The following is a 26,223-nucleotide window of genomic DNA, read 5'->3' on the forward strand; positions in this document are numbered from 1 at the left end:
CCGACCGACCCGTAGGCCGGCCGGCTACCACTTACGGCGCGATGGTTATGCTGCCCGCGGCGCACGTCACCCCCACCCGCTGCCAGCTGGTGATCGGGGCATTGGTATTGTTTCGGTATTGCACCAGCCAGCCGCCGCGGTTGCCGTCCCAGCTCATCGTGCTGTAGACGATGCTGGGGCCAACTGAGATGCCCGACGGTCCACCGCTGATCGGCACCTCGCCCTGCTCGCAAGCAGAGGCAACGAAATCCTCCTGGCCAGGCGCTAGGCTGAGTGTGCGGTCATGCTGGCGCAAGATCAGCTTCACGCCACCGGCTGCGGCACAAGCACCGAGCGGGTTCCAGGCGGACCAGCTGTTTGCCGCCGGTTGCTCGCCCACCGTGTACCACTTGGCTTCGTACAACTGGTTGGCCTGCACCACCTTGCCGCCGGCGTTGTACCCCGTACCCGACTGCCAGCCAGCGACATTGTTGCAATCAGCCGCCTGCGCCTGCGCGCCCAGCCACGCGCTCAGGCCGATCAATGAAATCAAAACCCACTTCTGCTTCATGTCTGCACTCCATTCGTTTTGTTGGACAGCCTATCGAGAGGCTGGCCCGACCGATGCCAGTGGCATGACCAGGCCGCTCCAATCTAGTTGGCGATGCGGCCCGATGAAGCACGCCGGACCCGGCGATTCACCAGTTGCAGCCAGGCCGTGAACCAAGCCACTGATCCGGATCGGTTTTTTCGCAAATGAAAATGGCCCTGCCATTCACCAATGACAGGGCCATACCGGGGCAATCGGATAAGCTGGATCGAGATTCAAACGTGGGACGCTGGCTCCGGGGCTGGAAGGATGCGCGAAGCGCGGCGTGGACCTGTCTGCAGGTCACGCGCCTTGCCAGCGCCATTGCACGAATGGCCCAGCCTAACGCAGGCTGGTTGCGTAATCCGCCTCGTCGGCCTCCTCGCCGAGGAAACCGCCGCTCTGGTGTGCCCACAGCCGTGCGTACAGCCCGCCTTGCGCCAACAGCTCGGCGTGCGTGCCCTCCTCGACGATCACGCCGCGATCAAGCACGACCAGCCGGTCCATCGCGGCGATGGTCGAGAGCCGGTGCGCGATCGCCACCACCGTCTTGCCCTCCATCAAGCGATACAGGCTGCCCTGGATGGCGGCCTCGACCTCGGAATCGAGCGCGCTGGTTGCCTCGTCGAGCAGCAGGATGGGCGCATCCTTCAGCATCACCCGGGCGATCGCCACCCGTTGGCGCTGGCCGCCGGAGAGCTTCACACCGCGCTCGCCGACGTGGGCGTCGTAGCCACTGCGCCCCTTGGGATCGCTCAAGCCCTGGATGAACTCGTGTGCCTCCGCGCGAAGGGCGGCGGCAATCATCGCCGCGTCGTCGGCCTGGGGTCGGCCATAGAGCAGGTTGTCGCGCACCGAGCGGTGCAGGAGGCTGGTGTCCTGCGTGACCATGCCGACAGCGGCGCGCAGGCTGTCCTGCGTCACGCCGGCGATGTCCTGGTCGTCGATCAGGATGCGCCCGGAGTCGAGATCATAGAAACGCAGCAGCAGGTTGACGAGCGTACTCTTGCCAGCACCGGAGCGCCCTACGAGGCCCACCTTCTCGCCCGCGCGGATGGTGAGCGAGAGGCGATCGATCACCGGCTGCGGCTTGCCGTAGCCGAAGGTCACCTCGTCGAAACGGATCTCGCCACGTGACACCTCGAGCGGCGGCGCATCGGCGCGGTCGATCACGGCCACCGGCCGCGTCAGCGTGGTGATGCCGTCCTGCACCGTGCCGATCTGCTCGAACAAATTGGCCATTTCCCACATGATCCAGTGCGAAATGCCGTTGAGGCGCAACGCCATGGCGGTCGCTGCGGCCACCGCGCCAATGCCGACCGTGCCCAGGCTCCACAGCCACAGCGTGGCGCCCGTGGTCGCGACGATCAGCAGCATGTTGAGGAAATGGTTGACGATCTCGAAGCCGCTGACGAGCCGCATCTGGCGATGCACGGTCTGCAGGAACTCGCGCATCGCGCTCTTCACGTAGCCAGCCTCGCGCTGCGCATGGCTGAACAGCTTCACGGTGGCGATATTGGCGTAGGCATCGGTCACCCGGCCCGTCATCAGGCTGCGCGCGTCGGCCTGCGCCGACGAAGCCTTGCCCAGGCGCGGCACGAAATACCACACCGCCAGCGCATACAGCAGCAGCCAGACCACGAAGGGCCAGACCAGCCAGCCGTCGAACTGGCCGACCACGGCCAGCATGGTCAGAAAGTAGATGCTGACGAAAACCAGGATGTCGACGATGATCATCACCGTCTCGCGCACCGCCAGCGCGGTCTGCATCACCTTGGTGGCGACTCGGCCGGCGAACTCGTCCTGGTAGAAGCTCATGCTCTGATCGAGCAGGTAACGGTGGAAATTCCAGCGCAGCCGCATCGGGAAGTTGCCCGCCAGCGCTTGGTATTTGCACAGCGCCTGCACCGCCACTAAGAGCGTGCTGCCGATCAGGGCGAGCCCCAGCCAGATGAGCTTGCCGCCTTCGCGAGCAAACAACTCGGCGCGCGGTACCGAAGCCAGCCAGTCGACCACCGAGCCCAGCATCGCGAACAGCAGCGCCTCAAAGGCGCCGATGGCTGCAGTGAGCAGCATCACCGCCAGGATCAGAGCGCGCATGCCGGCGGTGCCGGCCCAGACGAAGGCGAAGAAGTCGCGCGGCGGCGCAACCGGTGTTGCCTCGGGATACGGTTGTACCCGCTTTTCGAACCATCCAAACACGTGCGCTCCTTGTGGGAAAACCCCGACATGCCACCTTGTAGGTTTCATGCAAGGACAGCCGGATATCTTGTCGCAGGAAGCCCGCAATCACAAGCCGTCGCGAGGCGCGCGGCAACGCCGGCACAGCATGCGCCGCACCAGGGCCTGGGTGGCCCAAGGTAGCGGCCATGCAACCCCTTTCAACAGGCTGGATACATATTGTCATCGCAACAAATACCAGTCACTTGCAAGCGCTCGTCCAGCCTATCACCGTTCGTCGACAGCCAAACGGCGTCACTGAATTACATAAACAAACAATTTAACTATTTGATTTTATTAATTATATTTCAAGATCGTAAGGTATTGACACTATACACCCACATGACAGAACATCCGTCTTGCATGCAAAGGCGTTCGCGATGCTTGCCATCGCGCCGCCAAATGCCGTGTTCAGATACCCTAACTGGTATTAGCTGCAGCATATAAAAATGGCGGTTCGCCACATGCACCGAACCGAAACAGGATGGAGACCTTGTTTATGTCACAACGTAATCGTTTCGTGCTGGCTGCGCTGCCCGCCGCGCTGCTGGCCGTCCACGCTTTTGCCGCATCGCCGGCATGGCAGGAAGGCAACACCTACGCTGCCGGCACTACCGTCAGCTACAACGGCAATGAATATCAGGCCCTGGTGACCCACACCGCCTATGTTGGTGCCAACTGGAACCCGGCTTCGACGCCCACGCTGTGGAAGCTGGCTGGCGCATCGACCGGCACGCCGACCCCGGCTCCGGTCGCTACCCCGACTCCGGGGCCGGTTGCCACGCCGACCCCGAACCAGCCGACCGCCACGCCGGCACCCGTTGGTCAATACCCGGCCTGGAACGCCAGCACCGCCTACACCGGCGGCCAGCGCGTGATCTTCGAAAACGCCGTATACGAAGCCAAGTGGTGGACCCAGGGTGACAATCCTGGCCAGTCCGGCGAATGGGGCGTGTGGAAGAAGGTGGCCGTGTCCGGCCCGACACCGACGCCGACCGTTACGCCCACCAGCACCACACCGACGGTCACCCCGACTGGTGTCGTGACCCCGACGCTTACTCCGACGCCGACCGTCACTCCGACCGCTGTCGTGACCCCGACAGTGACCCCGACTCCGATCGTGACCGTTACCCCGACCGTGACGCCGACCCCGACCACCGGCGGCCCGACCCCGCCGCCGATCGCCGGCGCGCAAGTCGGTGCCTACTTCGCCCAGTGGGGCGTGTACGGCCGCGGCTATCAGGTCAAGCACATCGACACCAGCGGCACCGCCGCCAAGCTGACCTTCATCAACTACGCCTTCGGCAACCTCTACCAGAAGAACGGCGGTTACGAGTGCGGCCTAGTGAACAAGCTCGAGCCGGGCGCCACCAATGCGAACGATCCGCAAGCCGGCACCGGCGGTGATTCGTGGGCCGACTACCAGCGTGGCCTGAGCGCTGCCGACTCGGTGGACGGCGTGGCTGACCTGTGGGGCTGGCCGCAATGGGACGACCCACGCAACGGCGTGTCCGGTCCGCTCAAGGGTAACTTCAACCAGCTGAAGAAGCTGAAGGCCAAGTACCCGAACGTGAAGGTCTACATCTCGCTGGGCGGCTGGACCTGGTCCAAGTGGTTCTCCGCTGCCGCCAAGACCGACGCGCTGCGCAAGCAATTGGTCCGTTCTTGCATCGACGTGTACATCAAGGGCAACGTGCCGTTCGACGCTGGCTCCAACGCCGGTGGCCCGGGCACTGCAGCCGGCGTGTTCGATGGCATCGACATCGACTGGGAATTCCCGGGCGTGATCGGCCAGCCGTACAACACCGTTGCACCGGAAGACAAGCAGAACTTCACGCTGTTGCTCAAAGAATTCCGTGAGCAACTCGACGCGATCGGCGCCACCAACAGCGCCAACTATGGTCTGACCGTCGCCATTGGCGCCGGCAAGGACAAGATCGACATGACCGTTCCAGGTGAGTACAGCAAGTACCTCAACTGGATCAACGTGATGAACTACGACTACAACGGCGCGTGGGCGGCTCAAGGCCCGACCGACTTCCAGGCCCACCTGTATGTCGATCCGAGCAACCCGCAGTACATCGATTCGAAGACCGGCAACCGTAGCCTGGTGTCGTACTACAACACCGACGACTCGATCAAGCAGCTGCTGGCTGCTGGCGTACCGGGCAAGAAGCTACTGGTTGGTCTGCCGTTCTACGGCCGTGGCTGGACCGGCGTTGCTGCCGGCCCGAACGGTGATGGCCTCTACCAGTCCGCAACCGGTGGTGCCAAGGGCACGTACGAAACCGGTATCGAGGACTACAAGGTGCTGAAGAACGCAGCTGGCACCGTCCGCTATCACCCGGTGACCAAGCAGTCGTGGAAATACGACGGCAGCAACTGGTGGTCGTATGACACCCCGGCCGACATCGCGCTCAAGGTGAACTACGTCAAGGCTAACAGCCTGGGCGGCGTGTTCAGCTGGTCGCTCGATGGCGATACCGCAAATGGTGAACTTGCCACCGAGATGGCCAAGGTTCGCCAGTAACAGACCTCTTGGAAAGATTTGCGCATCCACACTCTCCGCGCAAACACTCGCCCCTGCCGCAAGGCAGGGGCTTTTTTTCGCTATGATCGCCACTTCAACGCTTGGCGGTCGGCAAGACCGGCCCGTCATCTGCCCGACCTTCAATAGATGAACTTCCTGATCCTGATGCTGATCGTCTCCTCACCGGTCCTCACACTGACCGTGTGGCAGATCATTCGTGACCTGCACGGCAAACGCCGCAACTGGGAGGGGAACTGCTACCGCTGTGGCGAGGCCTGCCACCCGGCGGTCAAGGTCCATCATTCCAAAGGCAATCGTTTCCTCTACTGCGGCCAGTGCGCATGGCGGCAGCGATGCTATTCGCTGATAAGCACGGTAGTCATGATGGTCAGTGTCGGGTTCATCCTGATCGGGATGAACCGGCCTCCCTTTCACGCAGAAGCCAGCAACGGCATGCTGATCGGCGCAGTGGCCTTGTTCGCGCTGGCCGGCGCACTCGCGATTGCCCATTTGCGCGAATCCAGGCGCAGGCGATTCACCTGTCGCGACAACACACGCTGAGTGCGGCAGCGCCGTGACAGCACGACGCTGATCACGCCATGCGCTAGCGGCAGGCGGCCTCAATGAGCTGGGCACCGCGCAACTGGCGGTTGCTGCGCTCGAGTTGAGCGCGTTGCGCCTCGGTCACGTCGCTCAGCAGGAAGCTGGCCGGGCGCAACGTGTCGTCGCGCTCGCGCAGCACAGCCGAGCGCACGCCCTTGTCCTTCAACATGGCCAGGCGCCGCTCCGCCGCTTCGCGCGTCGAATACACGCCCAGCGATACGGCGTTCTGCCAGCGCCCGCCATTATTGACGACGAAATAATCGTCGATGCCCAGCCCCTGCAGCTCCTCCGCCTTGCGCCGCGCGGTTTCCTCGTCGGCCAGCGGCGGAACATAGACCCAGACCTTGGCCTGCTCGGCGCTTTGCAAGGTGCGCGAGGCGATATGCAGCGCAGCCATCCGCGCGGCAGCGATCACCGCCTGCTCGGGCGACGGCACGGTCCAACGCAAACAGACCGCCGCCTGCGGCATGCCCGTCGGCGTGATCGCCGCGACGGCTGAGGCCGTAGCGGCTTGGGCCACATCGCTTGCCGTGCCCGGGCTCGGCGCCACGGTTGGTGCCGGTGTGATCGTGGACGCATCGACGACGCGCAGGCGATCGGCATTTACTTCGGCCGGTAGCTCCTGCGTACTGCCTTGCTCCGGCACCCACTGGCTGTAGGCATAAAAACCCGCGTTGGCGAGTACAAGCAGCACGAGCAGCCATTTCATGGCCGGACATCTCCATTGAAAGCCAGCGCCGCCAGTCCGCGCAGCGCCAGATGATCGATCAGACGACACGGCGCCCCCAGGTGGGGCACAAGCAGTGCCGCATCGCCGCCGGAGATTAGCACCAAAGGCTCCTCGCCGCGTGCCTGCAGCCGGTCGAACATCGCCGTGATACTGCCGGCCAGCGCCGTGAGCACGCCGGTCTCGATCGCATCCTCGGTCGAGGTGGGAAAATCATGGAAACGGCCACTGGTATCGGGCAGGCGCGCGGTGCCGACGGCGAGTGCCGACTTCATCATCCGGTACCCCGGCAGGATCATGCCGCCCAGAAAGCAGCCATCCGCGGTCAAGGCATCGACGGTGAGCGCGGTGCCGGCACTGGCGATGACCAGCGCCTGGTCGGGATGGGCCCGGCGCGCACCCAACACCGCTGCCCAGCGATCGGGGCCTTGCTGTTCCAGCTTCCGGTAGCGGTTGCTCACGCCCAGCGCTTCACGCCCGACGCGCAGCCAATCTATCCTCACGCCCCAGCTTGCGTGGCAGAAGGCTTCGAGTTCGCGCATTGTCACTTCGGCCCCGACGCTGCAAGCCTGCACCTGCCGCGGCACGGCCAGCGCGCGCCACTCGGCAAACAAGGCGGGCAAGCCTGCCGGATCGGCGCTGCCCTGTGCCGACCATGCATCCGCCGAATCCGCCAGCGCCCATTTCAGCCGGGTATTGCCCAGATCGATCAACAGCACGCTCATGCCGACACCCTCAGGCTGAGATCGCCGCTGTGGATGATCTCGTCGCGCTCCCCGGCACGAAAGCGCAGCGCGCCGTCGTCGGTCACGCCCATGGCACGCCCTTCGCGCGCCTGGCCATCGGCAGCGATCAGCCGCACCGCCTGCCCTTGCCACGCATGGCGGGCCTCCCAGCGTCCGCGAAAATCGGCAAAGCCATGTGAGGAAAAACCGTCCAACCCTTGCTCGAGCGCCGCCAGCAGCCGCGCCAGCAAGATATTGCGATCAACATTGAGGCCATGCTCGGCCATGCCGCCCACGCGTTGCCCCTCGACCGTGGGCGCGCGCAGGTTGAGGCCGATGCCGATCACCGCACACACCGGCCCCATGGCATCACCCGCGATTTCGATCAGGATGCCGCCCGCCTTGGCATGGCCGGCAGCGTCCGGCAACAGCAGGTCGTTGGGCCATTTGAGCGCGACATCGGCAACACCGGCCTCGGCCACCGTCTCGGCGACGATCACCCCCACCGCCAGCGGCAGGCCCGCCAGCGTGGCCGCGCCCCCTGGGAACTGCCAGCACAGCGAAAACATCAGCGAGCCACCCAGCTGGCCCTGCCAGCGCCGGCCCAGGCGGCCCCGGCCACCGTCCTGCCATTCGGCAGCCATCACCCGGCCATGTCGGGGCTCGGTCAGCAAGCGGCGGTTGGTGGAATCGGTACGCTGGTGGATTTCGACGGCAAGCACACTCGCAGCAGGCAAGGCGGCGCGCACCACCTGCTCGTCCAGCCATTCGAGCGGCTCGCACAGACGATAGCCGACACCGTGCCTGCGCTCGATCGCGACGCCGTACTGCTCGGCTTCGGCCAGCGCAGTGGACACCGAGGCGCGGGACAGCGCGAGTTGTTCGGCGATCTGCTCGCCGGAAGTGGAATGGTCGACGCTGAGGCGCCGCAGACAGGCCAAGGTATGCACGGACATGATGGCCGCGATTTTAGCCCGGATAGCGCACGCCGGCATGAATGGCGCGCAGCGACCGCCGTGTAGTCGTCATGCACGCCACGCTCACGCGCGCATAGGCTAGTCGCTGGCGGCTTCGTCCGCGCCCGTGGTTTCGATTACATGGTTCTGGTTGGTGTAAATGCAGATGTCGCCGGCGATCTCCAGCGCCTTTTTCACCACCGCTTCGGGGGCGAGCGTGGTGTTGTCGAGCAGCGCCTTGGCGGCCGCCTGCGCATAAGCGCCGCCGGAGCCGATGGCGGCGATGCCGTGTTCGGGCTCGAGCACGTCGCCGTTGCCGGTGATCACCAGCGTGGCGGTCTCGTCGGCGACAATAAGCATCGCCTCCAGCCGGCGCAGCATGCGGTCGGTGCGCCAATCCTTGGCGAGCTCGACGGCGGATTTGGTCAGATGGCCCTGGTGTTTTTCCAGCTTGGCCTCGAAGCGCTCGAACAGCGTGAACGCATCGGCGGTGCCGCCGGCAAAGCCGACGATGACCTGGTCGTGGTAGAGCTTGCGCACCTTGCGCGCGGTGCCCTTGATCACCACGTTGCCCAGCGTGACCTGGCCGTCGCCGCCCACGGCGACATGGCGGCCGCGGCGGACCGAAACGATGGTGGTGCCGTCAAATTGCTGCATGGGACTGCCTCGTTGAACGATAGCGGGCAGTTGGGGGCGAAGCGGCGCGGTTCAAGGCGCCGTGCCGGCAATCAATGCCGCTGGTAGGCCGGACGAATCTCGACCAGCTCGCTGATGCCCAGCAGATGCATCAGGCCGGCGACAAGTTCGTTGGGCTCGTGCAGCACCAGCGTGCGCCCCTGCTGGATCAGTTCCATGCACAGATTCAGCAACTGGCCCGCCGTCTCGAAATCGACGCGGCGCACCGCGCGCAGATCGAGCACCGGCTTGGGATGCTGGTTGGCGAACTCGCGGATGGCAGCAAGCTCGGCCGACGCGCCGCCGAGCAGCTCTCCGGACAACACCAGCTGATCCGGCGAGGACGGGCTTGGCGCCGGGCTCACCGGCAGGGCCGCCGCGGCCGCGGCCTTCTGCTCCGGGCTGGGCGCGAGCTTATCATCCCACGACGGCGGCGAGACTTCGAACGTCACCGCGTAGACGATGGCCAGGTTGTCAAACCCGTCCTGGTCGCCCGTGCTCTGCAGCACTTCCATCAACAGCAGCCAGAACGGCGCCTCCATTGGCACCTTGCGGCCCGGCTCGATCTTGCTCTTGAGCAGCTCGATAAAGCGCTCCGCGCCAAGGATCTGCATTTTCGCCTTGGCCTTGCGCGCGCGCGCCCAGGCAGCCAGAAACTCGGCAGCGGCCAGGCTCTCGATTTCCGTCACCTTGCTGAAATCGACACGTACCACACCGCCGTCGGCACAGGCCTTCACCAACTTGGCCGCCTCGGCATCGGCGCCGTCCGAGCGCAGCGCGGGCCCGAAAGCGACATAGGCGCTGCCCGGCGTACCGGCCGGCACGATGCTGCTCTTGGGCAGTTCGCGCCAGGCCGGCGGCGAGATCTCGAATTCGACGACGAACTGCAGCGCCAGATCGTCGAACGCCTTGCGATCGCCCAGTTGCTGGTAGAGCTCGAACAGCAGCAGCCAGGTTTCATGTCGCCGCATGCCGATCACGCCCGGCAGCGTGGCCTTCAGCGCCATCACCGCAGCCTCGCCCTGCTTGTTGGCATACAGCACCACGGCCTGCTCTTCGTCCGGCGTCAGGTGCGCGCCCACGTCCTCGACCTCGATCGAGAGCTCGCTCAGGTTGTAGGCGGAGCTATCGGGCGTCTTCGGCGCTTCGGCCTTGGCTGGGGCCGATTGCGGCGCAGGCTGCCCCGGCTTGGCGGCCGGTTGCTGCAGCTCGGGCTTTTCAGGCTCGTTGTCTTTCTTGCGGAATAAGGAGAACACGGTGGACTCCGGCGCGCAGATGGCGGCGCCGCTTCAAGTTGACGGTTTCCCGTAATTGTAAGTCGTTTGCTCGCAACATCCTAGTCGCGAACATTGCTGTCGGCCTTGCTGGAGCCTGCAGCAGGCATGGGCTTGGCTAAACTGGGCATGAATAACAGGAACTATTGATGATCGCCGCCCGCCTCGCCTCCCTGCTTCGGGCCCCCCGGCTGCGCCGCCATGCCATCATGGTCCTGGTGGCGATTCTGCTCGTCGGCCTGCTAGGACGCTACGCCCTGCCGCCATTGTTGCGGCCGTGGCTGGAGCACCGCCTGTCCGAAAAGCTCACGCGCACCGTCCGCATCGGTGAGCTCGCCTTCAATCCCTACACACTGACGGCCACACTGGGCGACGTGGCGATCAACGAGCGCAATGGCGCGCCGTTCCTGGCGTTCAAGTCGCTCTCGGCCAATGCCGAGCTGTGGTCGCTGTTCGTCGGCGGGCCAGTATTCAAGCGGATCGAGCTCGACCGGCCGGCGCTCCATATCGTGCGACTCAGCCGTGATCGCTTCAATTTTTCCGACCTGCCGGAGCGGCTGCGCAGCGACGAGTCGTCGGACGAACTGCCGACGTTCTCGCTGAATAACATCATCGTGCGCCAGGGTCGTATCGCGCTCGACGACCGTTACCTTGGCAGCCGGCAGCGGCTCGAAGCGCTCGACGTCATGCTGCCCTTTATCTCGACGCTGTCCTACCGGGTCGACGACTACGTTGAGCCCGCCATTTCCGGCCGGCTCAACGGCGCTTTCTTCAAGCTGAACGGGCGCAGCCGCCCATTCGGCGCACACCGCCAGACCACGCTCAATGTCGACTTCGATCGCCTGTCGCTACCGCAATTGCTCGCTTATCTGCCGATGCCCGATGGCCTGGCGCTACCCAAGGGCACGGTCAGCAGCCGGCTGCAGCTGGTGTTCGAACAGCAACCGGCACCGCGCTTGCTGCTCCGCGGCCAGGTCAATGTCGACGACCTCGCCTTGACGCACGATGGCCAGGCCCTGGCCGGATGGCGACGGCTGGGCGTAGAGATGATCGCGGTGGAGCCGCTGCGCGAGCGCTATGCCTTCGGCAAGGTGAAGCTGGATGCGCCAAGTGCCGACCTCGATCGCGCGCTGCTGCAACGCTGGCAGACCACCACCCCCGATCCCGCCGCGGCAAGCGCCGTAGCGGCCAAGCCGGCCGCATCGACCACCCACCTCAGCATCGCCGCACTGCAGGTCGTCGGCGGCAGCGTGCGCTGGCGCGACAACACGGTCCAGCCGGCGGTGGCCAAACAATGGAACGACATCGCCGTAGACAGTCGTGGCTTCGCGCTGACGGCACGCACGCCGATTCCGCTGCAAGCCTCGGCCAACGGTGCGGACGGCGAAGCGCTCACTGCCGATCTGCAACTGCAGCCACAGCCATGGCGATTACGCGGCACGGCGGCGGTTTCGCAGCTGGCGCCGGCCACGCTCGCCGGCTACTGGCACCCCGCGCTCGACGCCGAACTGGGCGGCACGGTCTCCGCCAGCGCAGCGTTCGAGCTTGATACCGCGCCGTTCACGCTACGGCTCGGCAATGGCCGGATCGAGCTCGCCGAGCTGACCGCCGCCGAGCCGCACGCTCGCGCGCCACTGCTGTCGATTCCAACGCTGGTGGCGTCGTCGATCACACTCGACAGTCAGGCGCGCGCGCTGGTGGTCGGTGAAGTCACGAGCAGCGGCGGCCAGCTGCGGCTGGTGCTGGACGAGCAAGGCCAGCCGACGATGCTCAGGATGCTACCTCCGGCCCAATCAGGCGTCGCGACCGAACCCGCGGCGCCGCCGTGGAAAATCAGCCTTCCCAGGCTCGCGCTCATTGACTGGGGAGCCGAGCTCAGCGATGCCCGCCTACCCGGCGTGGCCCCAGCCGGCTACCGGACCATCGCGCTGCAGCTGGCGAACGTCGACAACCAGGGTGGCAACGCCACGCTGGCACTACAGGCGCGCGGCAAGGCCGGCGGCAACTATCGGGTCGACGGCGAATTCGTACCGACACCGTTCGCCGGACGCTTCAAACTCGACCTGACCGACCTCGATGCCACCTATGCCCAGCCCTACTTCACCCGCTTCCTCAATATCAGGCTGGCCAGCGGCTTCCTCTCCGCACGGGGCGAGCTCGACCTGAAAACAACGCCGCAATTCAGTGGCGGCTACCAGGGCGCGCTGCGGGTGAGCCGCCTCCATGCCCTCGACAAGCAAAGCGGCGAGGACTTCCTCAAGTGGCAGGCGCTGGAACTTTCCGGCTTGCGTACCCGTTTCGTGCCGTTCTCGCTCGACGTTGCCGGCATTGCGCTCAGCAATTTCTATTCGCGGCTGATCCTGTCAGCGCAGGGTCGGCTCAATCTGCAGGACATCGTGGTCCGCGACGGTCAGGCGCGTTCGGTCACCCAGACCGCATCGGCCCCGGCGAGTGCCGAGCCGCCCGATGAGGACAGCGACGGACTGCCACCGATCCGGATCGGCAAGATCACTTTGGCCGGCGGCAACATCAACTTCACCGATCTCTTCATCCAGCCCAACTACGGCGCGAATCTCACCGACATGGCCGGCAGCATCGCCGGGCTATCGACGCAGGGGGGTACCCGGGCGACGCTGGACCTGCGCGGTAGCGTGGACCGCATCGCCCCGGTCACGGTGAACGGCAGCCTCAACCCGCTGGCCGATCCGCTGTTCATCGACATCAAGGGCGACGTGAAGGGCTACGATCTCACCGCCGCCTCGACCTACGCCGCCAAATACGCCGGCTACGGCATCGAAAAGGGCAAGCTGTCGATGGAGGTGACCTACTACGTCGAGAACGGCCAGCTCCAGGCGAGCAACCAGCTGTTCCTCGACCAGCTCACCTTGGGCGAGGCCAGCGGCAGCACGGAGGCGACCAAGTTACCGGTGAAGTTCGCGCTGGCGCTGCTCACCGATCGGCGCGGCCAGATCAAGCTCAACCTGCCGATCGAGGGCTCGCTCGACGATCCGCAATTCCGCGTTGGCCGGGTGATCTGGCAGATCATCGGCAACCTCATGGAAAAAATCGTCACTGCGCCGTTCGACGCGCTGTCCAGCGCCTTCGGTGGCGGCCCGTCGCTCTCGCATATCGCGTTCGAACCCGGCCGCGCCACGCTCGATCCGGCGGCACGCGACGCCACGCAAAAACTCGCCGAGATCCTCACCGACCGCCCCGCGCTCAAACTCGACATTGCCGGCTGGGCCGACCCCGAGCGCGACACCGAAGGACTGAAACGCGCGCGGCTAGAGGACAAGCTGCGCGAGCTCAAGCTGAAGGATCTCGCCAGCAAGGGCACATCAGTCGACGAAGCGGCGCTCACCATCACCGCCGAGGAATACCCGGCCTTGCTGGCGCGCGCCTACAAGCAGGAGCGATTTCCCAAGCCGCGTAACGCCATAGGCCTGGCCAAGACCTTGCCGGCCGATGAAATGGAAAAACTGATTCTCGCCAATACCGCGGTCGGCCCGGACGAGTTGCGTCAGCTGGCGCTGACCCGCGCGCAGGTGACGAAGGACGCGCTCAAGGCGGCCGGCGTCGACGACGCGCGGCTGTTCGTGGTCAGCCCCAAGGTCGATGCCAGCGCGCACGACATCGAGGAAGGCACGACATCACGGGCGCAGCTCAAACTGCAGGGCTGAGGCGATTAGATCGCTAGGCGCAGTAGGCGAGCGCTCAGGCCGCCAGCACCTCGCCGGCCCAGAACTGTGCTTCCAGCCGGGCCCGATTGAGCTGGGCGTAGCCGACACCGCATTCGGCGAGCAGCGCATCGTCGGGGCCGTCGCCTTCCTCGGCCAGGATGGCGAGGCGCAGCCATGAGCCGAAGCGGCCTTCGCGCGTCAACAGCGCGGTGCGCAGGTCGTCCGGCAGCTCGATGTGCGCAACGATGGACCCCATCGGCAGGCGCAGCAGCGCTTCCAGGTAGGAGAACATGCCGATCAAAAACAGCTGTTCGCCCTCGAGCTTGCCCAGCCGCTCGCCGCCAAGCAGCTCCAGCGTGCGGGCCCGGGTCAGCGCAGCCTCCAGCAAGGTGTCCTGCAGCGGATCGCCGTCGTTGAGGCTGAACATCAGCAGCGACAGCCAGCGATAGAGCGGACGGTGGCCGAGCACAGTGATCGCCTGCTGCAGGCTGTCCACCTTGCGCCCCAGTCCGCTGGCGGCGGAATTCACGTAGCGCAGCAGCTTGAAGCTGAGCAGTGGATCGACCCGGATCGCCGCGGCGATCTGCTCAAACCCGGCGCCGGAGCGGGTCAGGTTGAGCGCGTCGATCAGGCGCAGGTAGCCGGCATCAAGCTCGGCATGGCCGTCGACGCCACGCGCCGCATAAAAGCCCCCCTGGATCAGCTCGAACTGCATCTCGCTCACGGCCTGGTATTCCTCGAACAGATCGACTTGGCTCGCGATGCGCTTGCAATGCGGCGCGAGCTGCATCAGCCGGGTCACCCGCTGACTGAGCTCGGCGACGTCGAGTTCGTGGATCGGAATGCGCAGGTAGTCGGCAAGCTCGATCGCCGCAGCTTGCCGCGGCAGCCCCTCGAACCCGAGGCGATAACCCGCCGCGCGCAAGGCGTGCAGCTGCTCGAGCTCAAGGGCGTCATCCGACGTGAACAACAGCACGACCTGCTCCGGATCGGCCAATGGATGCCAAAGCGGTAGATCCGCACTCAGCGGCGACAAGGTCACCATCGTCAGCGCCCTGCGCGCGCCGCCACCCACCAGCCGCTCGGCCAGCTCACGCAACACGATCTCGTCGAACAGCCGCACGCTGCGCGCCAGCGGCTGGTGCAAGTGGTATTCGTGCCCCACCAGCTTGAGCTGGGCGTCGACGATGGGCCGCCGCCGCAGGATGCCGCCCTCCCAGTCGGGCTCGCTCTCGATGACCGGCCCGATCTCCGGGCTGGGCTCGGCCGCCAACGGATTTGCCCTGCGAAAGTGCTGGATGAGCTTGTCGAACATAAGCGCTTCAAGGTGCTAGGTGTACTGCAAGCTATAGCACCGCCCAGGATCGGCACAAGGCCAGGGGCGCGGGTATTCAGTGCACGTAGGCCAGGATACTGACGTACTGGCAGATACTGCCGGCCAGCACGAACAGGTGCCAGATGCCATGACCGTGCGGGATGCGCTCGTCGAATACGAAGAACACGATGCCTACCGTGTAGAACAGCCCGCCAGCCGCCAGCCACGCCAGGCCCGCCGGCGACAACGCTGCGAGCAGCGGCCCCATCGCAAACAAGATCAGCCAGCCCATCAGCACGTAGATCAGCAGCGAGAACACCCGGGTGCGCCGGCCTATCCACAGTTCCTGCACGATACCGAGGATGGCGAGACCCCAGTTGATGCCGAAGATGCTCCAGCCCCAGCCGCCACGCAGCGTTACCAGCGTGAACGGTGTATAGCTGCCGGCGATCAACAGATAGATCGCGCAATGATCGAGCCGCTGGAACACCTGCTTGGCGCGGCCCTGGAGCGAGTGGTACAGCGTCGAGATGGTGTAGAGCAGGATCAGCGTGGCGCCGTAAATCGAGACACCGACGATCTTCCACGCGTCGTCGTACAGACTAGCCTCTACGATGGCGAAGCTGGTCCCCGCCAGCGCCAGCACCGCGCCTGCGAGATGGCTGTAGCCATTGAAACGTTCGCCGTGATACATCGCACTCCCCCACCCATTGCTATCCAGAACTAGCCCAGCCATGGCGGCGGCATGGCGGGCGACGACGCTACCTTAGCGTCTCACAACCGGTCTGTCTGGTGAATAAGCCCCGTCGGAGCCCGTCCACGGATTGCGCTGGCAGCGACTATGGTGAGCGTATTGCCGATCCGGCGTGCAACCCAGGAGCGATCGATGAGCAAGGTGCTGGTGGTTTACTACTCGATGTACGGCCATATCGAAACGATGGCGCACGCGGTGGCCAAGGGCGCGCGCTCGGTTGCCGGCACCGACGTCACGCTCAAACGGGTAGCCGAGATCATGTCCGAGGAGGCGGCGAAGAAAGCCGGGGCCAAGCTCGATCAGGCCGCGCCGATCGCCCAGCCGGCCGAACTGGCCGATTACGACGCTATCATCTTCGGCACGCCGACCCGCTTTGGCAACATGTGTGCGCAGATGCGCAATTTCCTCGATCAGACCGGCGGTTTGTGGGCCAAGGGTGCCCTGATCGGCAAGGTGGGCAGCGTGTTCACCAGCACGGCCACTCAGCACGGCGGCCAGGAAACCACGCTGACCTCATTCCACACCACGCTGCTGCACCAAGGCATGGTCATCGTCGGCGTGCCGTATTCCGAGGCAAGGCAGATGACGCTCTCCGAGATCAGCGGCGGCAGCCCCTACGGCGCGACGACCATCGCCGCTGGCGACGGCAGCCGCCAGCCCTCGGAGAACGAGCTTGCCATTGCCCGCTTCCAGGGCGCACACGTGGCGGGCATCGCCAACAAGCTCGCCAGCTGAAGCGGCCAGGCGCAAAAAAGCCGGGACGCATCCCGGCTTTTTTCATGGCACGACGACTCAGCCCGTCAGCTTTTCCAGCGCCTCGCGGTACTTGGCGGCGGTCTTGTCGGCCACTTCCTGCGGCAGCGCGGGCGCCGGCGGCGTCTTGTCCCAGCCGGTGGTTTCCAGCCAGTCACGGACGAACTGCTTGTCGTACGACGGCGGATTGCTGCCCGGCGCGTACTGATCGGCCGGCCAGAAGCGGCTGGAATCGGGCGTCAGCGCCTCATCCATCAGGCACAGCGTGCCTGCTTCGTCCAGACCGAACTCGAACTTGGTGTCGGCGATGATGATGCCGCGCGTGGCGGCAAATTCGGCGGCGGCCTGGTACAGCATGATCGCGGTATCGCGCACCTTGGCGGCGAGCTCGGCGCCGATCAGCTCGCAGGTCTCATCGAACGAGATCGGCTCGTCGTGATCCCCCACCGCGGCCTTGGTCGACGGCGTGAAGATGGGCTCGGGCAGCTTGTCTGCTTCGCGCAGCCCGGCCGGCAGCACCACGCCGCTGACCTTGCCACTGGCCTTGTAGTCCTTCCAGCCGCCACCAGCAAGATAACCGCGCACCACGGCCTCGACTGGCACGGGCTTGAGGCGTTTGCACACCACCGCACGACCTTCAACCTGTGGGCGATCGGCCGCGCTGACGACGTCTTCCGGTTGGTCACCGGTAAAGTGGCTGGGCACCAGATCCTTGAACTTGTCGAACCAGAAATTCGAGATCGCGGTCAGTATCTTGCCCTTGTCCGGAATCGGTTCGGCCAGGATCACGTCGAAGGCCGACAGGCGATCGGTCGCGATCATCAGCATGCGCGTGTCGTCGATCTGGTAGAGGTCACGCACCTTGCCCGAGTAGATTTTCTTCAGGCTGGTGAGGTTGGTGGTGGTCAGGCCGGACATGGCAAGGCTATCCCGAACAAAAGAATGCAATTATGCCAGCGATGCGGCCGTGTTGCCGCTTGCCATACAGCGGCGAGCATCAGGACTGCGATTGCGGGAAAAGGTCGCGGAACTCGGCCAGCGCCCGGGCAATCTGGTCCAGCCGCACCAGCACGCGCTGGCTGTCGGCCTGGCAGCCGGCGACGATGCTGGTGAAATCTGACGCCGCCCCGAGCGACTGCAGCCCGACATCGAGGCTGCGCGCTTGCCCCTGCGCCGACGCCAGCGGCTCATCCAGACTTCCGGCAAGGCCGATCAGGTACTGGCGGATTTCCAGCAGCTCGCGCCCCCCCGCCAGTCGCAGCGCCACGGCGGGGGCATCCGGCGAGCCCGCGGCCAGCAGCGCATTGCTGGCATCGGCCAATGCCTGCGTCAGTTCGCCGAACGCCTGCGACAGGCTACGACGCTCATGTTGCGAGCGCATCCGGGCGATCAGATCGGCCAGCATGCCACCCAGCATCACGTCATCCGGCGTCCAGTTGCGCTGGTTGCCACGGTGCTCGATCAAGAGCATGCCGCGGTTGCTCCCGGCGATGCGGATGGGCCAGGCCATCAACGATGCGATGCCACGCATCTTGAGCTGGGCATTGGCCACCTCCCAAGTGTGGCGATGATGCAGCGCGTCGTGCGCGATCAGCGGCTTGGCCTGCTGCAGCCAGTCAAAAAAGGCCGGGAACGCGGCACGGGTCCAGACCGGCAACACCTCCGGTGCGGCCGGGCCACACGCGGCTTTGCAACGCAGCGCGGCGCCGTCCTCTTCCAGCACCCAGGCGCTGGTACACGATGCCCCCAGTATGGGCACCGCTTCGTTCAGCACCAGGGTACGCGCCACATCGAGCTCGGCCGCATCGAGCAACGGGTTGGCGGCGAGCTCGGCCATGCGACGCGACGCACTGGGCCGCAGCGCATCGCTCTGGCCGGCTGGCTGCGCCGCCCGTCCCAGCTGGCCCTGGTAACGCACATGCTGCTGCAGGTGGGCGTAGGCGAGCGCCACATCGCCACTGGCGTCGGCATAGCGCGCCGCCGCCGCATGCAGCCGCTGCAGCAGGTGCTGATAGTCGCTTTCCTCGGCCAGAGCTATGCCCTCGCAGACAATGGCCAGCGCGCGCTGCGGATTGTCCAGGCGCGCATTCACCTCCGCCTGCAAGGCGATCGCACTCACCTCGACCCAGTGATACGGGATAGCCTGCGCCAGCTGCCGGGCCTCGGCCAGTTCAGACGAGGCCTGCGCCAGGTCGCCGTCGGACAGACTGATTTCACCGAGGCGGAAGCGCGCCTCGGCCACATAGTCGAGCAAGCGGTGTTCGAGACAGACCACCAGCGCTTCGGACAGCAGCACCCGCGCTTCGATACGGTCGCCCAGTTGCACCAGATTCGCCGCGAGATTGATGCGTATCTTGGCCGCGAGATAGGGGTCGTTCTGCTCGCCCATGCGCGACAACGCTGCACGATGGTGAACCACCGCCTGTTCATGATTGCCCAGCGCATCGTAGACCTGACCGAGGCCCACCTTGCCGTAGATCCAGCTCTTGACCTCGCCGCCGGGCTGCTCGGACAGCTCGATGCAACGCGTCCAGAACTGCGTCGCCAGGCGATATTCGCCGGTGGTGTAATAGCTGCGGGCAATCTGTTCGACCAGCCTCGCCTCCGCGGCGAAGGCGTGCGTGGATTCGGCCAGCTGCATAGCCTCGAACAACAGGTTGCGACCTTCGTAGTTCTTGACGAGGCCGTAGAGCTCGGTCGCCGCGAGCTGCGTGGCGGTGTCATGCGCGGCGCGGGCACTGCGGATCAGCCGCTCGCAGCGCTCCATCGCATCTTCCTTGTGGTTGTTGATGCGCTGGCGGATGACGTCGAGTTCGGCGGCGTGCGCTGCGAGAATGCCATCGTGTTTTTGGGTCATGGCAGTACAAACGGGCTGTTTTCCTGCAGCTTAGCGCAGCCCAGGCCCCGGCGCCGTGTGTCGAGCGTTCAGTTCAAATGCTTGCTCGCTTCGCGTCGCGACAGCGGCGACAGCCGGGCGCCCTCGGCGATCAGGAAAGCGCTCACGGCATCGGGCGCGACGCGCGCATGCTGGCGCAACGCCCAGCCTATGGCCTTGCGGATGAAGAAATCGGGATGGCCCGCGTTGTCATGACAGTAGCGGAACAGACGCTCCGCATCGGTCTCGCCGCGATAGCTCAACTGGAACAGGATGGCGGCACGCTTGTGCCACAACCGCTCGCCGGCAGCCCAGGCATCCATGCTCGGCAACAGCGCCGGATGCTGCGCCAGCAGTGGTCCAAGCACCTGCGCGGCAAGGCCATCGACGCTGTCCCACCACGATTTGCTGCCGATCAGCGTGTCGAGCAGCGGTAGCGCCGCGGCGCTCAAAGTGTGCGCCCGGTCGGCCAGCAGGTCGCACGCGACCATCTGGCATTCGCGCCACGGTTGTCGCCACAGGCGGGCGGCGGTGTCGAGCCGCTCGGCCTCAGACAGAGCACGCCGGGCCGCCGCGATCAGCGGCCGGGACAAGGCCCGGCGCTGCGGCGTCTTGACGCCGGCAAAGTCGAACTGGTCGCGCATATAGCGCCGCATCGCCGCCGCATCACCGGCATTGCCGACCACCCGCAAGCCCTCGACGATGGTGTCGACGAAGCGCTCGGGTGTCAGCATTGCTCAGGCGCCGGTCGGAGTCCGCTCGCCGGCCAGCGTGGCGCGAATGGCCTCGGCCTGTTCCAGCGCGGTATCGCCACTGGCGGCGAGCACATTGTAGTGGCCCATCTTGCGGCCGATCCGCGCCTCGCTCTTGCCGTAAAGGTGCAGCTTGGCGTTGGGCGCGGTCAGCAGCACTTCCCAGTTCGGCTCGGCGCCGTTCTCGCCCCACACATCGCCCAAAAGGTTGACCATCACCGCCGGCGACAGCAGATCGGTGCGGCCCGGATAGAGCCCGCACATGGTGCGCACCTGCTGCTCGAACTGGCTGGTCAGCGTGGCATCGAGCGTGTAGTGGCCGCTGTTGTGCGGGCGCGGCGCCATCTCGTTGATGACGAGCTCGTCACCATCGAGCACGAAGAACTCGACCGCCAGTACGCCAACATAGTCGAGCGCTTCCGCCAGTTGCATCGCCATCCGCCGCGCGCGATCGGTCACCGCCGGCGCGATGCGCGCCGGCACGATCGATACATCGAGGATGCCGCCTTCGTGGACGTTTTCCGCCACCGGAAAGCTCACCACCTCGTTGCGGCTGGTGCGCGCCACAATGACCGATACCTCGGCGGCCAGCGGCAACATCTTCTCCAGCACACACGCCTGATGCTTGAATTCGGACAACGCATAGCGCGCCTCCTCCGCCGTCTTCACCCGGATCTGGCCCTTGCCGTCGTAGCCCAGGCGCGCGGTCTTGAGGATGCCCGGCAGGTACGGCGAGAGATCGCCTTCCAGATCCTTGGCGGTACGCACCGCGAGGAAGGGCGCAGTAGCAAGGCCCGCGTTGCGGATGAAGGTCTTCTCGGCGATGCGGTCCTGCGCGATTGCCACGCACTCGCCGGCCGGCGACACCGGCACGCCCTTGGCGGCCAGCCACTTCATCGAATCGGCGTTCACGTTCTCGAATTCAGTGGTGATCGCCGCACAGGAGGCGGCGAGCTCGGCGAGCGCGGCCTCGTCGGTATAGGGCTTGCACAGGTGCACGTCGGCGAAATCGGCGGCCGGCGCCTGCGGATCGGGATCAAGCACGGCGACGCGATAACCCATGGTCTTGGCGGCCGCGGCGAACATGCGCCCGAGCTGGCCGCCGCCGAGGATGCCCAGCATGGCCGGTGGCAGGATAGCCTTCACGATTTACTCTTCCTGTTTCTCTTTCAATGACTTTAGCTGGCTGTAGCCCCACTGGCCCCAGCCATAGAATGCGCCGGCCACGAGGCCCAGCGGCAGATTGTCCGGCACCGCGCGCCAGAAATCGACGGCACGGCCGGTCATCACCTCCACCACGGCGAATGCCAGCGCAAAACTCGTTCCCCAGATGATCGCCCCGCGCCACACCACGCAGCGCACCCAGCCTTCGCGGCGGATGCGCTGCCAGCGGGACTCGGCAATGTTCATACCTCGGGCAGCGTCATCGCCAGCACGGTTTCTTCCTGGCGCTTGCGGAACGCCGCGAGCGCCTCACCCAGCGCCGGCTGCTGCGCCGCCAGCATGGCGACGGCAAAGAGCCCGGCATTGGCCGCACCGGCTTCGCCGATGGCAAAGGTTGCCACGGGGATGCCCTTGGGCATCTGCACGATGGACAGCAGCGAATCCTCGCCGCGCAAATACTTGGACGGCACCGGCACGCCCAGCACCGGCACCGTGGTCTTTGCCGCCAGCATGCCCGGCAGGTGGGCCGCACCGCCGGCACCGGCGATGATCGCGGTCAGGCCACGCGCCTGGGCTGTTTCGGCGTATTCGAACAGCAGATCCGGCGTACGGTGTGCCGAAACGACGCGGCATTCGAAAGCAACGCCGAAGGCCTTGAGCTGCTCAGCAGCATGACGCATGACTTCCCAGTCACTGTTGCTGCCCATGACGATGCCGACTTGCACGATGCGTCTTCCCTCGGGAAAAAGGGGCAATTGTACCGAATCCGGATGCAACGTCGTCACCCTGCTGATCGATGGGGTGGACAACGCCGCGATTTGCCCGGATTGCACATCTCATCCGTCGGCGACGTACGTCAGTATATTACTGTTGACTAATGTTTGGCCTGTAAGCAGAATGGTTCATGAATGTTGACCGGCTTAGCTGCCTGGTTTCATTTCCATCCTCTGTTTGAAACGCCAATCTTGTGGTTGGCGTTTTTTTTTGCCGATGCCGATGGTTTGCCGCGATGGCGTGGGCTGCCATGCCCCTCATCGACGGGATGGGCCTGCGCTGACATGCGCTCGCATCCGTTCGTCTCACTGACACGATAGGCGAAGAATCGCTGCAACCCATCCGGAGCCTATGGTCTAAACCTGTGTTTGTCCGCGCGAGGACGCAACACCAGGAGCACAGGCCATGACCACCAGAGCAATCCCCGAAGGCTATGAGGCCGGCATTCCCTATCTCACGATCAAGGGGGCCGAGCGCGCCATCGCGTTCTACAAGCAGGCGTTCGGCGCCGTGGAAGTGATGCGCCTGCCCACCCCGGATGGCAAGATCATGCACGCCGAACTGAAGATCGGCGGTGTGCACCTGATGCTGAGCGAGGAGTCGCCCGAATGGGGAGCACTCAGCCCCAGCACCATTGGCGATTCAGGCAGCACCGTGGTGTTCTACGTCGACGACGCCGATGCGGTAGTCGCGCAGGCCGAACGCGCCGGCGCCAAGGTGACGATGCCGGTGGCTGACCAGTTCTGGGGCGATCGCGGCGGCTCGCTCACCGATCCGTTCGGTCACAAGTGGATGGTCTCCACCCACATCGAGGACGTGAGCGCGGAGGAAATGCAGCGACGGGCCGAGGTCATGTTCGCCGCCGGCCCGGACAGCGGCTGCGGCGCGCAATAGACCGGGCCTGCTACAGGCGGTCTCGCAAGGCGTACAGCGTGGCCGGATCGGGCGGATCGAGCTCGCGCACCACGCGGCACGGGTTGCCTGCGGCCAGCACGCAAGGCGGGATATCGCGCGTGACCACGCTGCCCGCGCCGATCACGCTATGGTCGCCGATGGTGACGCCGGCGCAGATGATGGCGCCGGCGCCGATCCACACGTTCTCGCCTATGGTGATCGGGCGCGACCAGAACGCCCAGCGCTGGCGCTCCATCGGATCGACCGGATGGGTCACGGCATGGATCTGCACATGCGGCGCGATCAGCGTGTAGTCACCGATGCGCACCGGCGCGGCAGCGGCGATGGTCACGCCCGCATTGATGAACACGCGCCGGCCCAGGTGCACGTCGCGCCCGCGCGCCAACATGAACGGCGCTGCCACGTTGGTTTCCTCGCCGCAGCTCGCCACGAGCTGGGGCAGCATCGCATGACGGCCGTCCCAGCCCAGGGCGGGATCGTTATAACGCTGCAGCAAGACGACTTCGCGGGCGAAGTGTTCGCGATTTTCCGGGGTACCGATGTCGTCGAAGCCGAAACGGAGCAGGTCGTCGTTCATGTCTTGGCGGGCTGTGTCAGCAAAAGCCCAGCTTACGACAACTTCCTGTTCCGTGCCGCACCCGTTGGCGGCTCGGCAAGTCCGGCCAAAACGCGCTGATCTACCTACCAGCGCACGATCCCGCCCGCATCGAACACCCTGCCCGCCCTGGCGCGGCGATGCTGGATGAACACATTGCGCGAGGGCACCGGCGTGCGCCGACCCAGGCTGTCGGCGAGCGCCGTCAGCATCTGCTCGACCGCGGCTGGCGCGTGGAAATCCGGGGTAAGCAACTCGATCAGCAGCGGATGGCTATCGGCGGGTTGCCGCGCCACGGCCTTACCCGCCACGGCGTAATGGCCCGGCTCCAGCCAGCGCCAGGTGATAGTGACGTGCTCGAGGCTGATGCCCGTTGCCTCGGCAAAATCGGCGCTGATCTGTTCGATGACTGGGCCCACTTCAAAGGCGGAATCGAGCGGCAGCGACTGGATATGGATAAAGGGCATGGCGAGCTCCAGCAGATGTGGCCCCATCAAATTAGAGCACGCCACGCCGCCTTGCACACCCGCCCCGGGTGCAGGCTCAGGCGCAGCCCAATGCGCGTCGCATGCGCGCCAGTGCCTCGGTGAGCGTCGCCTGTGGGCAGCCAAAATTGAGTCGCACGAAGCCGGGCAGACCGAAGTCCGCGCCATCGGAGAGGCCGACACCGGCCGCCTCGAAATAATGCTGCGGCTGCGCGATGCCCGCGCCACGACAATCGATCCAGGCTAGGTAAGTTGCCTGTGGGCGCGTCACCCGCAAACCGGCCGCCCCATCGAGCGCGGCGATCACCGCGTCGCGGTTCTGCCGCAGCACCGCCAGCAACTCGGCCCGCCAGGCCGCGCCGTCGCGATACGCCGCGGCCGCCGCGGTGTAACCCAGCAGATTCACATGCGGCACGATGCCGCGCATGGTGCGCTGAAAGGCGTGGCGCAATGTGGCATCTGGAATGATGGCGAGCGCGCAGCCCAGGCCAGCGATGTTGTAGGTCTTGGACGGCGCCATCAGCGTGATGGTGCGCGCGGCAAGCTCGGGCGACAGTGTTGCGAGCGGCGCGTGCCGTGTGCCGGGTTCCAGCAGCAGATCGCAGTGGATTTCGTCGCTGACCACGGTGAGGTCGTGCCTCTCGGCAATGGCCGCCAGGCGCGCAAGCTCGTCGGCCGTCCAGACGCGACCTACCGGGTTGTGCGGATGGCACAGCAGCAGCGTGCGGGCGCTCGCCGCCTCGCGCTCCAGCGCCACCCAGTCCCAGCGCCACGACTCGCCCTCGGTCGGTTCGAGCAGCGGCAGCTTGGTCAGCGGCCGGCCGGAGAATGCCGGCGCCGACATGAAGGGCGGGTAGATCGGCGTGGCGGTGAGCACCGCGTCGGCGTCGCCTCCCGTCGCGCGGCAGGCGATATTGAGCCCGGAAACCAGGCCCGGCAGCGGCACCAGCCAGTCCGGATGCAGCGCCCAGCCGTAGTCGCGCTGCGCGGCGCCGACAATCGCGGCGATCAGTTCCGCCGTCGGCTCGCTATAGCCGAAACTACCGCGCGCCACCCGCTGCTGCAACGCGGCGGTGATCTCGGGCGCGGTGGCGAAATCCATGTCCGCCACCCACAGCGGCAGCACATCGCGACCGGCGTATTTGTTCCACTTGATGTTGTCGGCCACCGCATGCACGGCCGATGTGGTGAAGTCGTAAGTCATCGTTACCTCTGGTGTGCCAGTTCCAGCCGCGATTCGACCCAGCGCTGCACCCGCTCGAACGCGGCACTCATCAGCCAGTACAGCGCGGCGGCGGCCAGATACAGCGGCAAGGGCTGGAAAGTCTGCGCGATCACTTCCTTGGTCGCCAGCATCAGCTCGGTGACGGTGATCACCGACACCAGCGACGTATCCTTGATCAGGCTGATCAGGCTGTTGGAGAGGCTGGGCACCGCCAGCCGCAGAGCCTGCGGCGCCACCACATGGCGCATGGTCTGCCACCAGGAGAGGCCCAGCGAATACCCGGCCTGCCATTGGCCGATCGTCACGCCGGTGATGGCGCCGCGCATCGATTCGGATAGATACGCCGCCACGTTCAAAGTGAGTGCCAGCACGCCGGCAGTCACCGGCTCGAACTCGACACCCACGCTGGGCAGGCCGTAGTAGATGACGAAGATCTGCACCAGCAGCGGCGTGCCGCGCATCGCGCTCACATAGATAGTGGCCAGCTGCGCCAGCACCGGTACCCGTGCAATGCGCAGCAATGCCACCACAAAGCCCAGCGCCAACCCCAGCACCATGGCGGCGAGCGCAAAACCCAACGTATAGAGCGCGCCCTTGAGCAGAAACGGCCAAGCGAGTGGGATCAGGTCCAACCAGGTTTGCATGCGTTCATCCAAGG

Annotated in this window: 24 protein-coding genes; 5 read left to right on the forward strand and 19 right to left on the reverse strand. The window is 65.5% G+C overall.

The window, feature by feature from the left end; all coding sequences use genetic code 11:
• Positions 1-31: 31 nt before the first annotated feature.
• Complete coding sequence (locus tag NLI84_RS05750; protein ID WP_255988810.1) at positions 32-550, reverse strand: hypothetical protein; 519 nt, start codon at positions 548-550, stop codon at positions 32-34.
• Positions 551-910: 360 nt separating this feature from the next.
• Complete coding sequence (locus NLI84_RS05755; RefSeq protein ID WP_255988811.1) at positions 911-2,770, reverse strand: ABC transporter ATP-binding protein; 1,860 nt, start codon at positions 2,768-2,770, stop codon at positions 911-913.
• Positions 2,771-3,287: 517 nt separating this feature from the next.
• Here NLI84_RS05755 and NLI84_RS05760 point away from each other — a divergent pair.
• Both NLI84_RS05760 and NLI84_RS05765 read left to right on the forward strand, forming a co-directional pair.
• Entirely contained in the window at positions 3,288-5,318 is a 2,031-nt protein-coding gene (locus tag NLI84_RS05760; protein ID WP_255988813.1) for a glycosyl hydrolase family 18 protein, read from the forward strand.
• A gap of 147 nt (positions 5,319-5,465) precedes the next feature.
• Positions 5,466-5,879 carry a hypothetical protein gene (locus tag NLI84_RS05765; protein ID WP_255988814.1) on the forward strand — a complete coding sequence of 138 codons (414 nt, stop codon included), beginning with the start codon at positions 5,466-5,468 and terminating at the stop codon, positions 5,877-5,879.
• Between the two features lie 43 nt (positions 5,880-5,922).
• Here NLI84_RS05765 and NLI84_RS05770 read toward each other — a convergent pair whose 3' ends face one another.
• From NLI84_RS05770 to NLI84_RS19130, 5 genes are all read right to left on the reverse strand, one after another.
• Positions 5,923-6,630, reverse strand: a complete 708-nt coding sequence (locus tag NLI84_RS05770) for an SPOR domain-containing protein (protein ID WP_255988815.1) — start codon at positions 6,628-6,630, stop codon at positions 5,923-5,925.
• Complete coding sequence (locus NLI84_RS05775) at positions 6,627-7,373, reverse strand: type III pantothenate kinase (protein ID WP_255988816.1); 747 nt, start codon at positions 7,371-7,373, stop codon at positions 6,627-6,629. Before NLI84_RS05775 ends, NLI84_RS05770 begins: the two co-directional genes overlap by 4 nt.
• Entirely contained in the window at positions 7,370-8,329 is a 960-nt protein-coding gene (locus NLI84_RS05780) for a biotin--[acetyl-CoA-carboxylase] ligase (protein ID WP_255988818.1), read from the reverse strand. Before NLI84_RS05780 ends, NLI84_RS05775 begins: the two co-directional genes overlap by 4 nt.
• Positions 8,330-8,428: 99 nt before the next feature.
• Positions 8,429-8,986, reverse strand: a complete 558-nt coding sequence (gene hslV / locus NLI84_RS05785) for an ATP-dependent protease subunit HslV (RefSeq protein WP_255988819.1) — start codon at positions 8,984-8,986, stop codon at positions 8,429-8,431.
• A 71-nt stretch (positions 8,987-9,057) separates the two neighbouring features.
• Complete coding sequence (locus tag NLI84_RS19130) at positions 9,058-10,260, reverse strand: STAS domain-containing protein (protein ID WP_255988821.1); 1,203 nt, start codon at positions 10,258-10,260, stop codon at positions 9,058-9,060.
• A 167-nt stretch (positions 10,261-10,427) separates the two neighbouring features.
• Between NLI84_RS19130 and NLI84_RS05795 the strand changes: the two genes are divergently transcribed.
• On the forward strand, positions 10,428-13,958 hold the full coding sequence (locus NLI84_RS05795; RefSeq protein ID WP_255988822.1) for a DUF748 domain-containing protein: 3,531 nt from the start codon (positions 10,428-10,430) through the stop codon (positions 13,956-13,958).
• 34 nt (positions 13,959-13,992) lie between these two features.
• Here NLI84_RS05795 and NLI84_RS05800 read toward each other — a convergent pair whose 3' ends face one another.
• Together NLI84_RS05800 and trhA are read right to left on the reverse strand one after the other, a co-directional pair.
• Positions 13,993-15,273 carry an EAL and HDOD domain-containing protein gene (locus NLI84_RS05800; protein ID WP_255988823.1) on the reverse strand — a complete coding sequence of 427 codons (1,281 nt, stop codon included), beginning with the start codon at positions 15,271-15,273 and terminating at the stop codon, positions 13,993-13,995.
• A 76-nt stretch (positions 15,274-15,349) separates the two neighbouring features.
• Entirely contained in the window at positions 15,350-15,967 is a 618-nt protein-coding gene (gene trhA, locus NLI84_RS05805; RefSeq protein WP_255988874.1) for a PAQR family membrane homeostasis protein TrhA, read from the reverse strand.
• A gap of 192 nt (positions 15,968-16,159) precedes the next feature.
• Here trhA and wrbA point away from each other — a divergent pair, with 192 nt between their 5' ends.
• Complete coding sequence (gene wrbA / locus NLI84_RS05810; RefSeq protein WP_255988827.1) at positions 16,160-16,762, forward strand: NAD(P)H:quinone oxidoreductase; 603 nt, start codon at positions 16,160-16,162, stop codon at positions 16,760-16,762.
• Between the two features lie 57 nt (positions 16,763-16,819).
• On the opposite strand, the gene NLI84_RS05815 is transcribed toward wrbA, so the two are convergent.
• From NLI84_RS05815 to purE, 6 genes are all read right to left on the reverse strand, one after another.
• Positions 16,820-17,698, reverse strand: a complete 879-nt coding sequence (locus NLI84_RS05815) for a phosphoribosylaminoimidazolesuccinocarboxamide synthase (protein WP_255988829.1) — start codon at positions 17,696-17,698, stop codon at positions 16,820-16,822.
• A 79-nt stretch (positions 17,699-17,777) separates the two neighbouring features.
• The gene (locus tag NLI84_RS05820; RefSeq protein ID WP_255988830.1) at positions 17,778-19,637 is read right to left on the reverse strand and encodes a GAF domain-containing protein; all 1,860 of its coding nucleotides are present in this window, start codon (positions 19,635-19,637) and stop codon (positions 17,778-17,780) included.
• A gap of 68 nt (positions 19,638-19,705) precedes the next feature.
• A complete protein-coding gene (locus NLI84_RS05825) occupies positions 19,706-20,389 on the reverse strand; it encodes a DNA alkylation repair protein (protein WP_255988831.1) in 684 nt (227 codons plus the stop codon).
• Between the two features lie 3 nt (positions 20,390-20,392).
• Positions 20,393-21,553, reverse strand: a complete 1,161-nt coding sequence (locus NLI84_RS05830) for a 5-(carboxyamino)imidazole ribonucleotide synthase (RefSeq protein WP_255988832.1) — start codon at positions 21,551-21,553, stop codon at positions 20,393-20,395.
• 3 nt (positions 21,554-21,556) lie between these two features.
• The gene (locus tag NLI84_RS05835; protein ID WP_255988834.1) at positions 21,557-21,817 is read right to left on the reverse strand and encodes a hypothetical protein; all 261 of its coding nucleotides are present in this window, start codon (positions 21,815-21,817) and stop codon (positions 21,557-21,559) included.
• The gene (gene purE, locus NLI84_RS05840) at positions 21,814-22,299 is read right to left on the reverse strand and encodes a 5-(carboxyamino)imidazole ribonucleotide mutase (protein WP_255988875.1); all 486 of its coding nucleotides are present in this window, start codon (positions 22,297-22,299) and stop codon (positions 21,814-21,816) included. The genes NLI84_RS05835 and purE overlap by 4 nt, the downstream gene beginning before the upstream one ends.
• Before the next feature lie 451 nt (positions 22,300-22,750).
• On the opposite strand from purE, the gene NLI84_RS05845 reads away from it, so the two are divergent.
• On the forward strand, positions 22,751-23,239 hold the full coding sequence (locus NLI84_RS05845; protein ID WP_255988835.1) for a VOC family protein: 489 nt from the start codon (positions 22,751-22,753) through the stop codon (positions 23,237-23,239).
• A 10-nt stretch (positions 23,240-23,249) separates the two neighbouring features.
• Here the strand turns inward: NLI84_RS05845 and NLI84_RS18950 are convergent, their stop codons facing one another.
• The 4 genes from NLI84_RS18950 to NLI84_RS05865 all read right to left on the reverse strand — a co-directional run bounded on the left by NLI84_RS18950 (position 23,250) and on the right by NLI84_RS05865 (position 26,209).
• Complete coding sequence (locus NLI84_RS18950; RefSeq protein ID WP_284699819.1) at positions 23,250-23,837, reverse strand: sugar O-acetyltransferase; 588 nt, start codon at positions 23,835-23,837, stop codon at positions 23,250-23,252.
• A gap of 104 nt (positions 23,838-23,941) precedes the next feature.
• Positions 23,942-24,322, reverse strand: coding sequence for a tautomerase family protein (locus NLI84_RS05855; RefSeq protein WP_255988837.1), 381 nt, complete (start codon positions 24,320-24,322; stop codon positions 23,942-23,944).
• A gap of 76 nt (positions 24,323-24,398) precedes the next feature.
• On the reverse strand, positions 24,399-25,544 hold the full coding sequence (locus NLI84_RS05860; RefSeq protein WP_255988839.1) for a MalY/PatB family protein: 1,146 nt from the start codon (positions 25,542-25,544) through the stop codon (positions 24,399-24,401).
• Positions 25,545-25,546: 2 nt separating this feature from the next.
• Positions 25,547-26,209 (reverse strand): amino acid ABC transporter permease, encoded by a 663-nt coding sequence (locus NLI84_RS05865; protein WP_255988840.1) that lies wholly within the window; start codon positions 26,207-26,209, stop codon positions 25,547-25,549.
• Between the last annotated feature and the right edge of the window lie 14 nt (positions 26,210-26,223).

This window comes from Chitinolyticbacter albus, from assembly GCF_024437655.1.
GTDB classification, from domain to species: domain Bacteria; phylum Pseudomonadota; class Gammaproteobacteria; order Burkholderiales; family Chitinibacteraceae; genus Chitinolyticbacter; species Chitinolyticbacter albus.

Coding starts and splice junctions, on each gene's coding strand:
- NLI84_RS05760 (WP_255988813.1), top strand. CDS start 3,288: ATGTCACAACGTAATCGTTTCGTGCTGGCTGCGCTGCCCGCCGCGCTG.
- NLI84_RS05855 (WP_255988837.1), bottom strand. CDS start 24,322: ATGCCCTTTATCCATATCCAGTCGCTGCCGCTCGATTCCGCCTTTGAA.
- NLI84_RS05865 (WP_255988840.1), bottom strand. CDS start 26,209: ATGCAAACCTGGTTGGACCTGATCCCACTCGCTTGGCCGTTTCTGCTC.
- NLI84_RS18950 (WP_284699819.1), bottom strand. CDS start 23,837: ATGAACGACGACCTGCTCCGTTTCGGCTTCGACGACATCGGTACCCCG.
- NLI84_RS05765 (WP_255988814.1), top strand. CDS start 5,466: ATGAACTTCCTGATCCTGATGCTGATCGTCTCCTCACCGGTCCTCACA.
- NLI84_RS05750 (WP_255988810.1), bottom strand. CDS start 550: ATGAAGCAGAAGTGGGTTTTGATTTCATTGATCGGCCTGAGCGCGTGG.
- wrbA (WP_255988827.1), top strand. CDS start 16,160: ATGAGCAAGGTGCTGGTGGTTTACTACTCGATGTACGGCCATATCGAA.
- NLI84_RS05820 (WP_255988830.1), bottom strand. CDS start 19,637: ATGACCCAAAAACACGATGGCATTCTCGCAGCGCACGCCGCCGAACTC.
- NLI84_RS05775 (WP_255988816.1), bottom strand. CDS start 7,373: ATGAGCGTGCTGTTGATCGATCTGGGCAATACCCGGCTGAAATGGGCG.
- NLI84_RS05815 (WP_255988829.1), bottom strand. CDS start 17,698: ATGTCCGGCCTGACCACCACCAACCTCACCAGCCTGAAGAAAATCTAC.
- NLI84_RS05860 (WP_255988839.1), bottom strand. CDS start 25,544: ATGACTTACGACTTCACCACATCGGCCGTGCATGCGGTGGCCGACAAC.
- NLI84_RS05800 (WP_255988823.1), bottom strand. CDS start 15,273: ATGTTCGACAAGCTCATCCAGCACTTTCGCAGGGCAAATCCGTTGGCG.
- NLI84_RS05780 (WP_255988818.1), bottom strand. CDS start 8,329: ATGTCCGTGCATACCTTGGCCTGTCTGCGGCGCCTCAGCGTCGACCAT.
- NLI84_RS05795 (WP_255988822.1), top strand. CDS start 10,428: ATGATCGCCGCCCGCCTCGCCTCCCTGCTTCGGGCCCCCCGGCTGCGC.
- NLI84_RS05825 (WP_255988831.1), bottom strand. CDS start 20,389: ATGCTGACACCCGAGCGCTTCGTCGACACCATCGTCGAGGGCTTGCGG.
- trhA (WP_255988874.1), bottom strand. CDS start 15,967: ATGTATCACGGCGAACGTTTCAATGGCTACAGCCATCTCGCAGGCGCG.
- NLI84_RS05770 (WP_255988815.1), bottom strand. CDS start 6,630: ATGAAATGGCTGCTCGTGCTGCTTGTACTCGCCAACGCGGGTTTTTAT.
- NLI84_RS05845 (WP_255988835.1), top strand. CDS start 22,751: ATGACCACCAGAGCAATCCCCGAAGGCTATGAGGCCGGCATTCCCTAT.
- hslV (WP_255988819.1), bottom strand. CDS start 8,986: ATGCAGCAATTTGACGGCACCACCATCGTTTCGGTCCGCCGCGGCCGC.
- NLI84_RS05835 (WP_255988834.1), bottom strand. CDS start 21,817: ATGAACATTGCCGAGTCCCGCTGGCAGCGCATCCGCCGCGAAGGCTGG.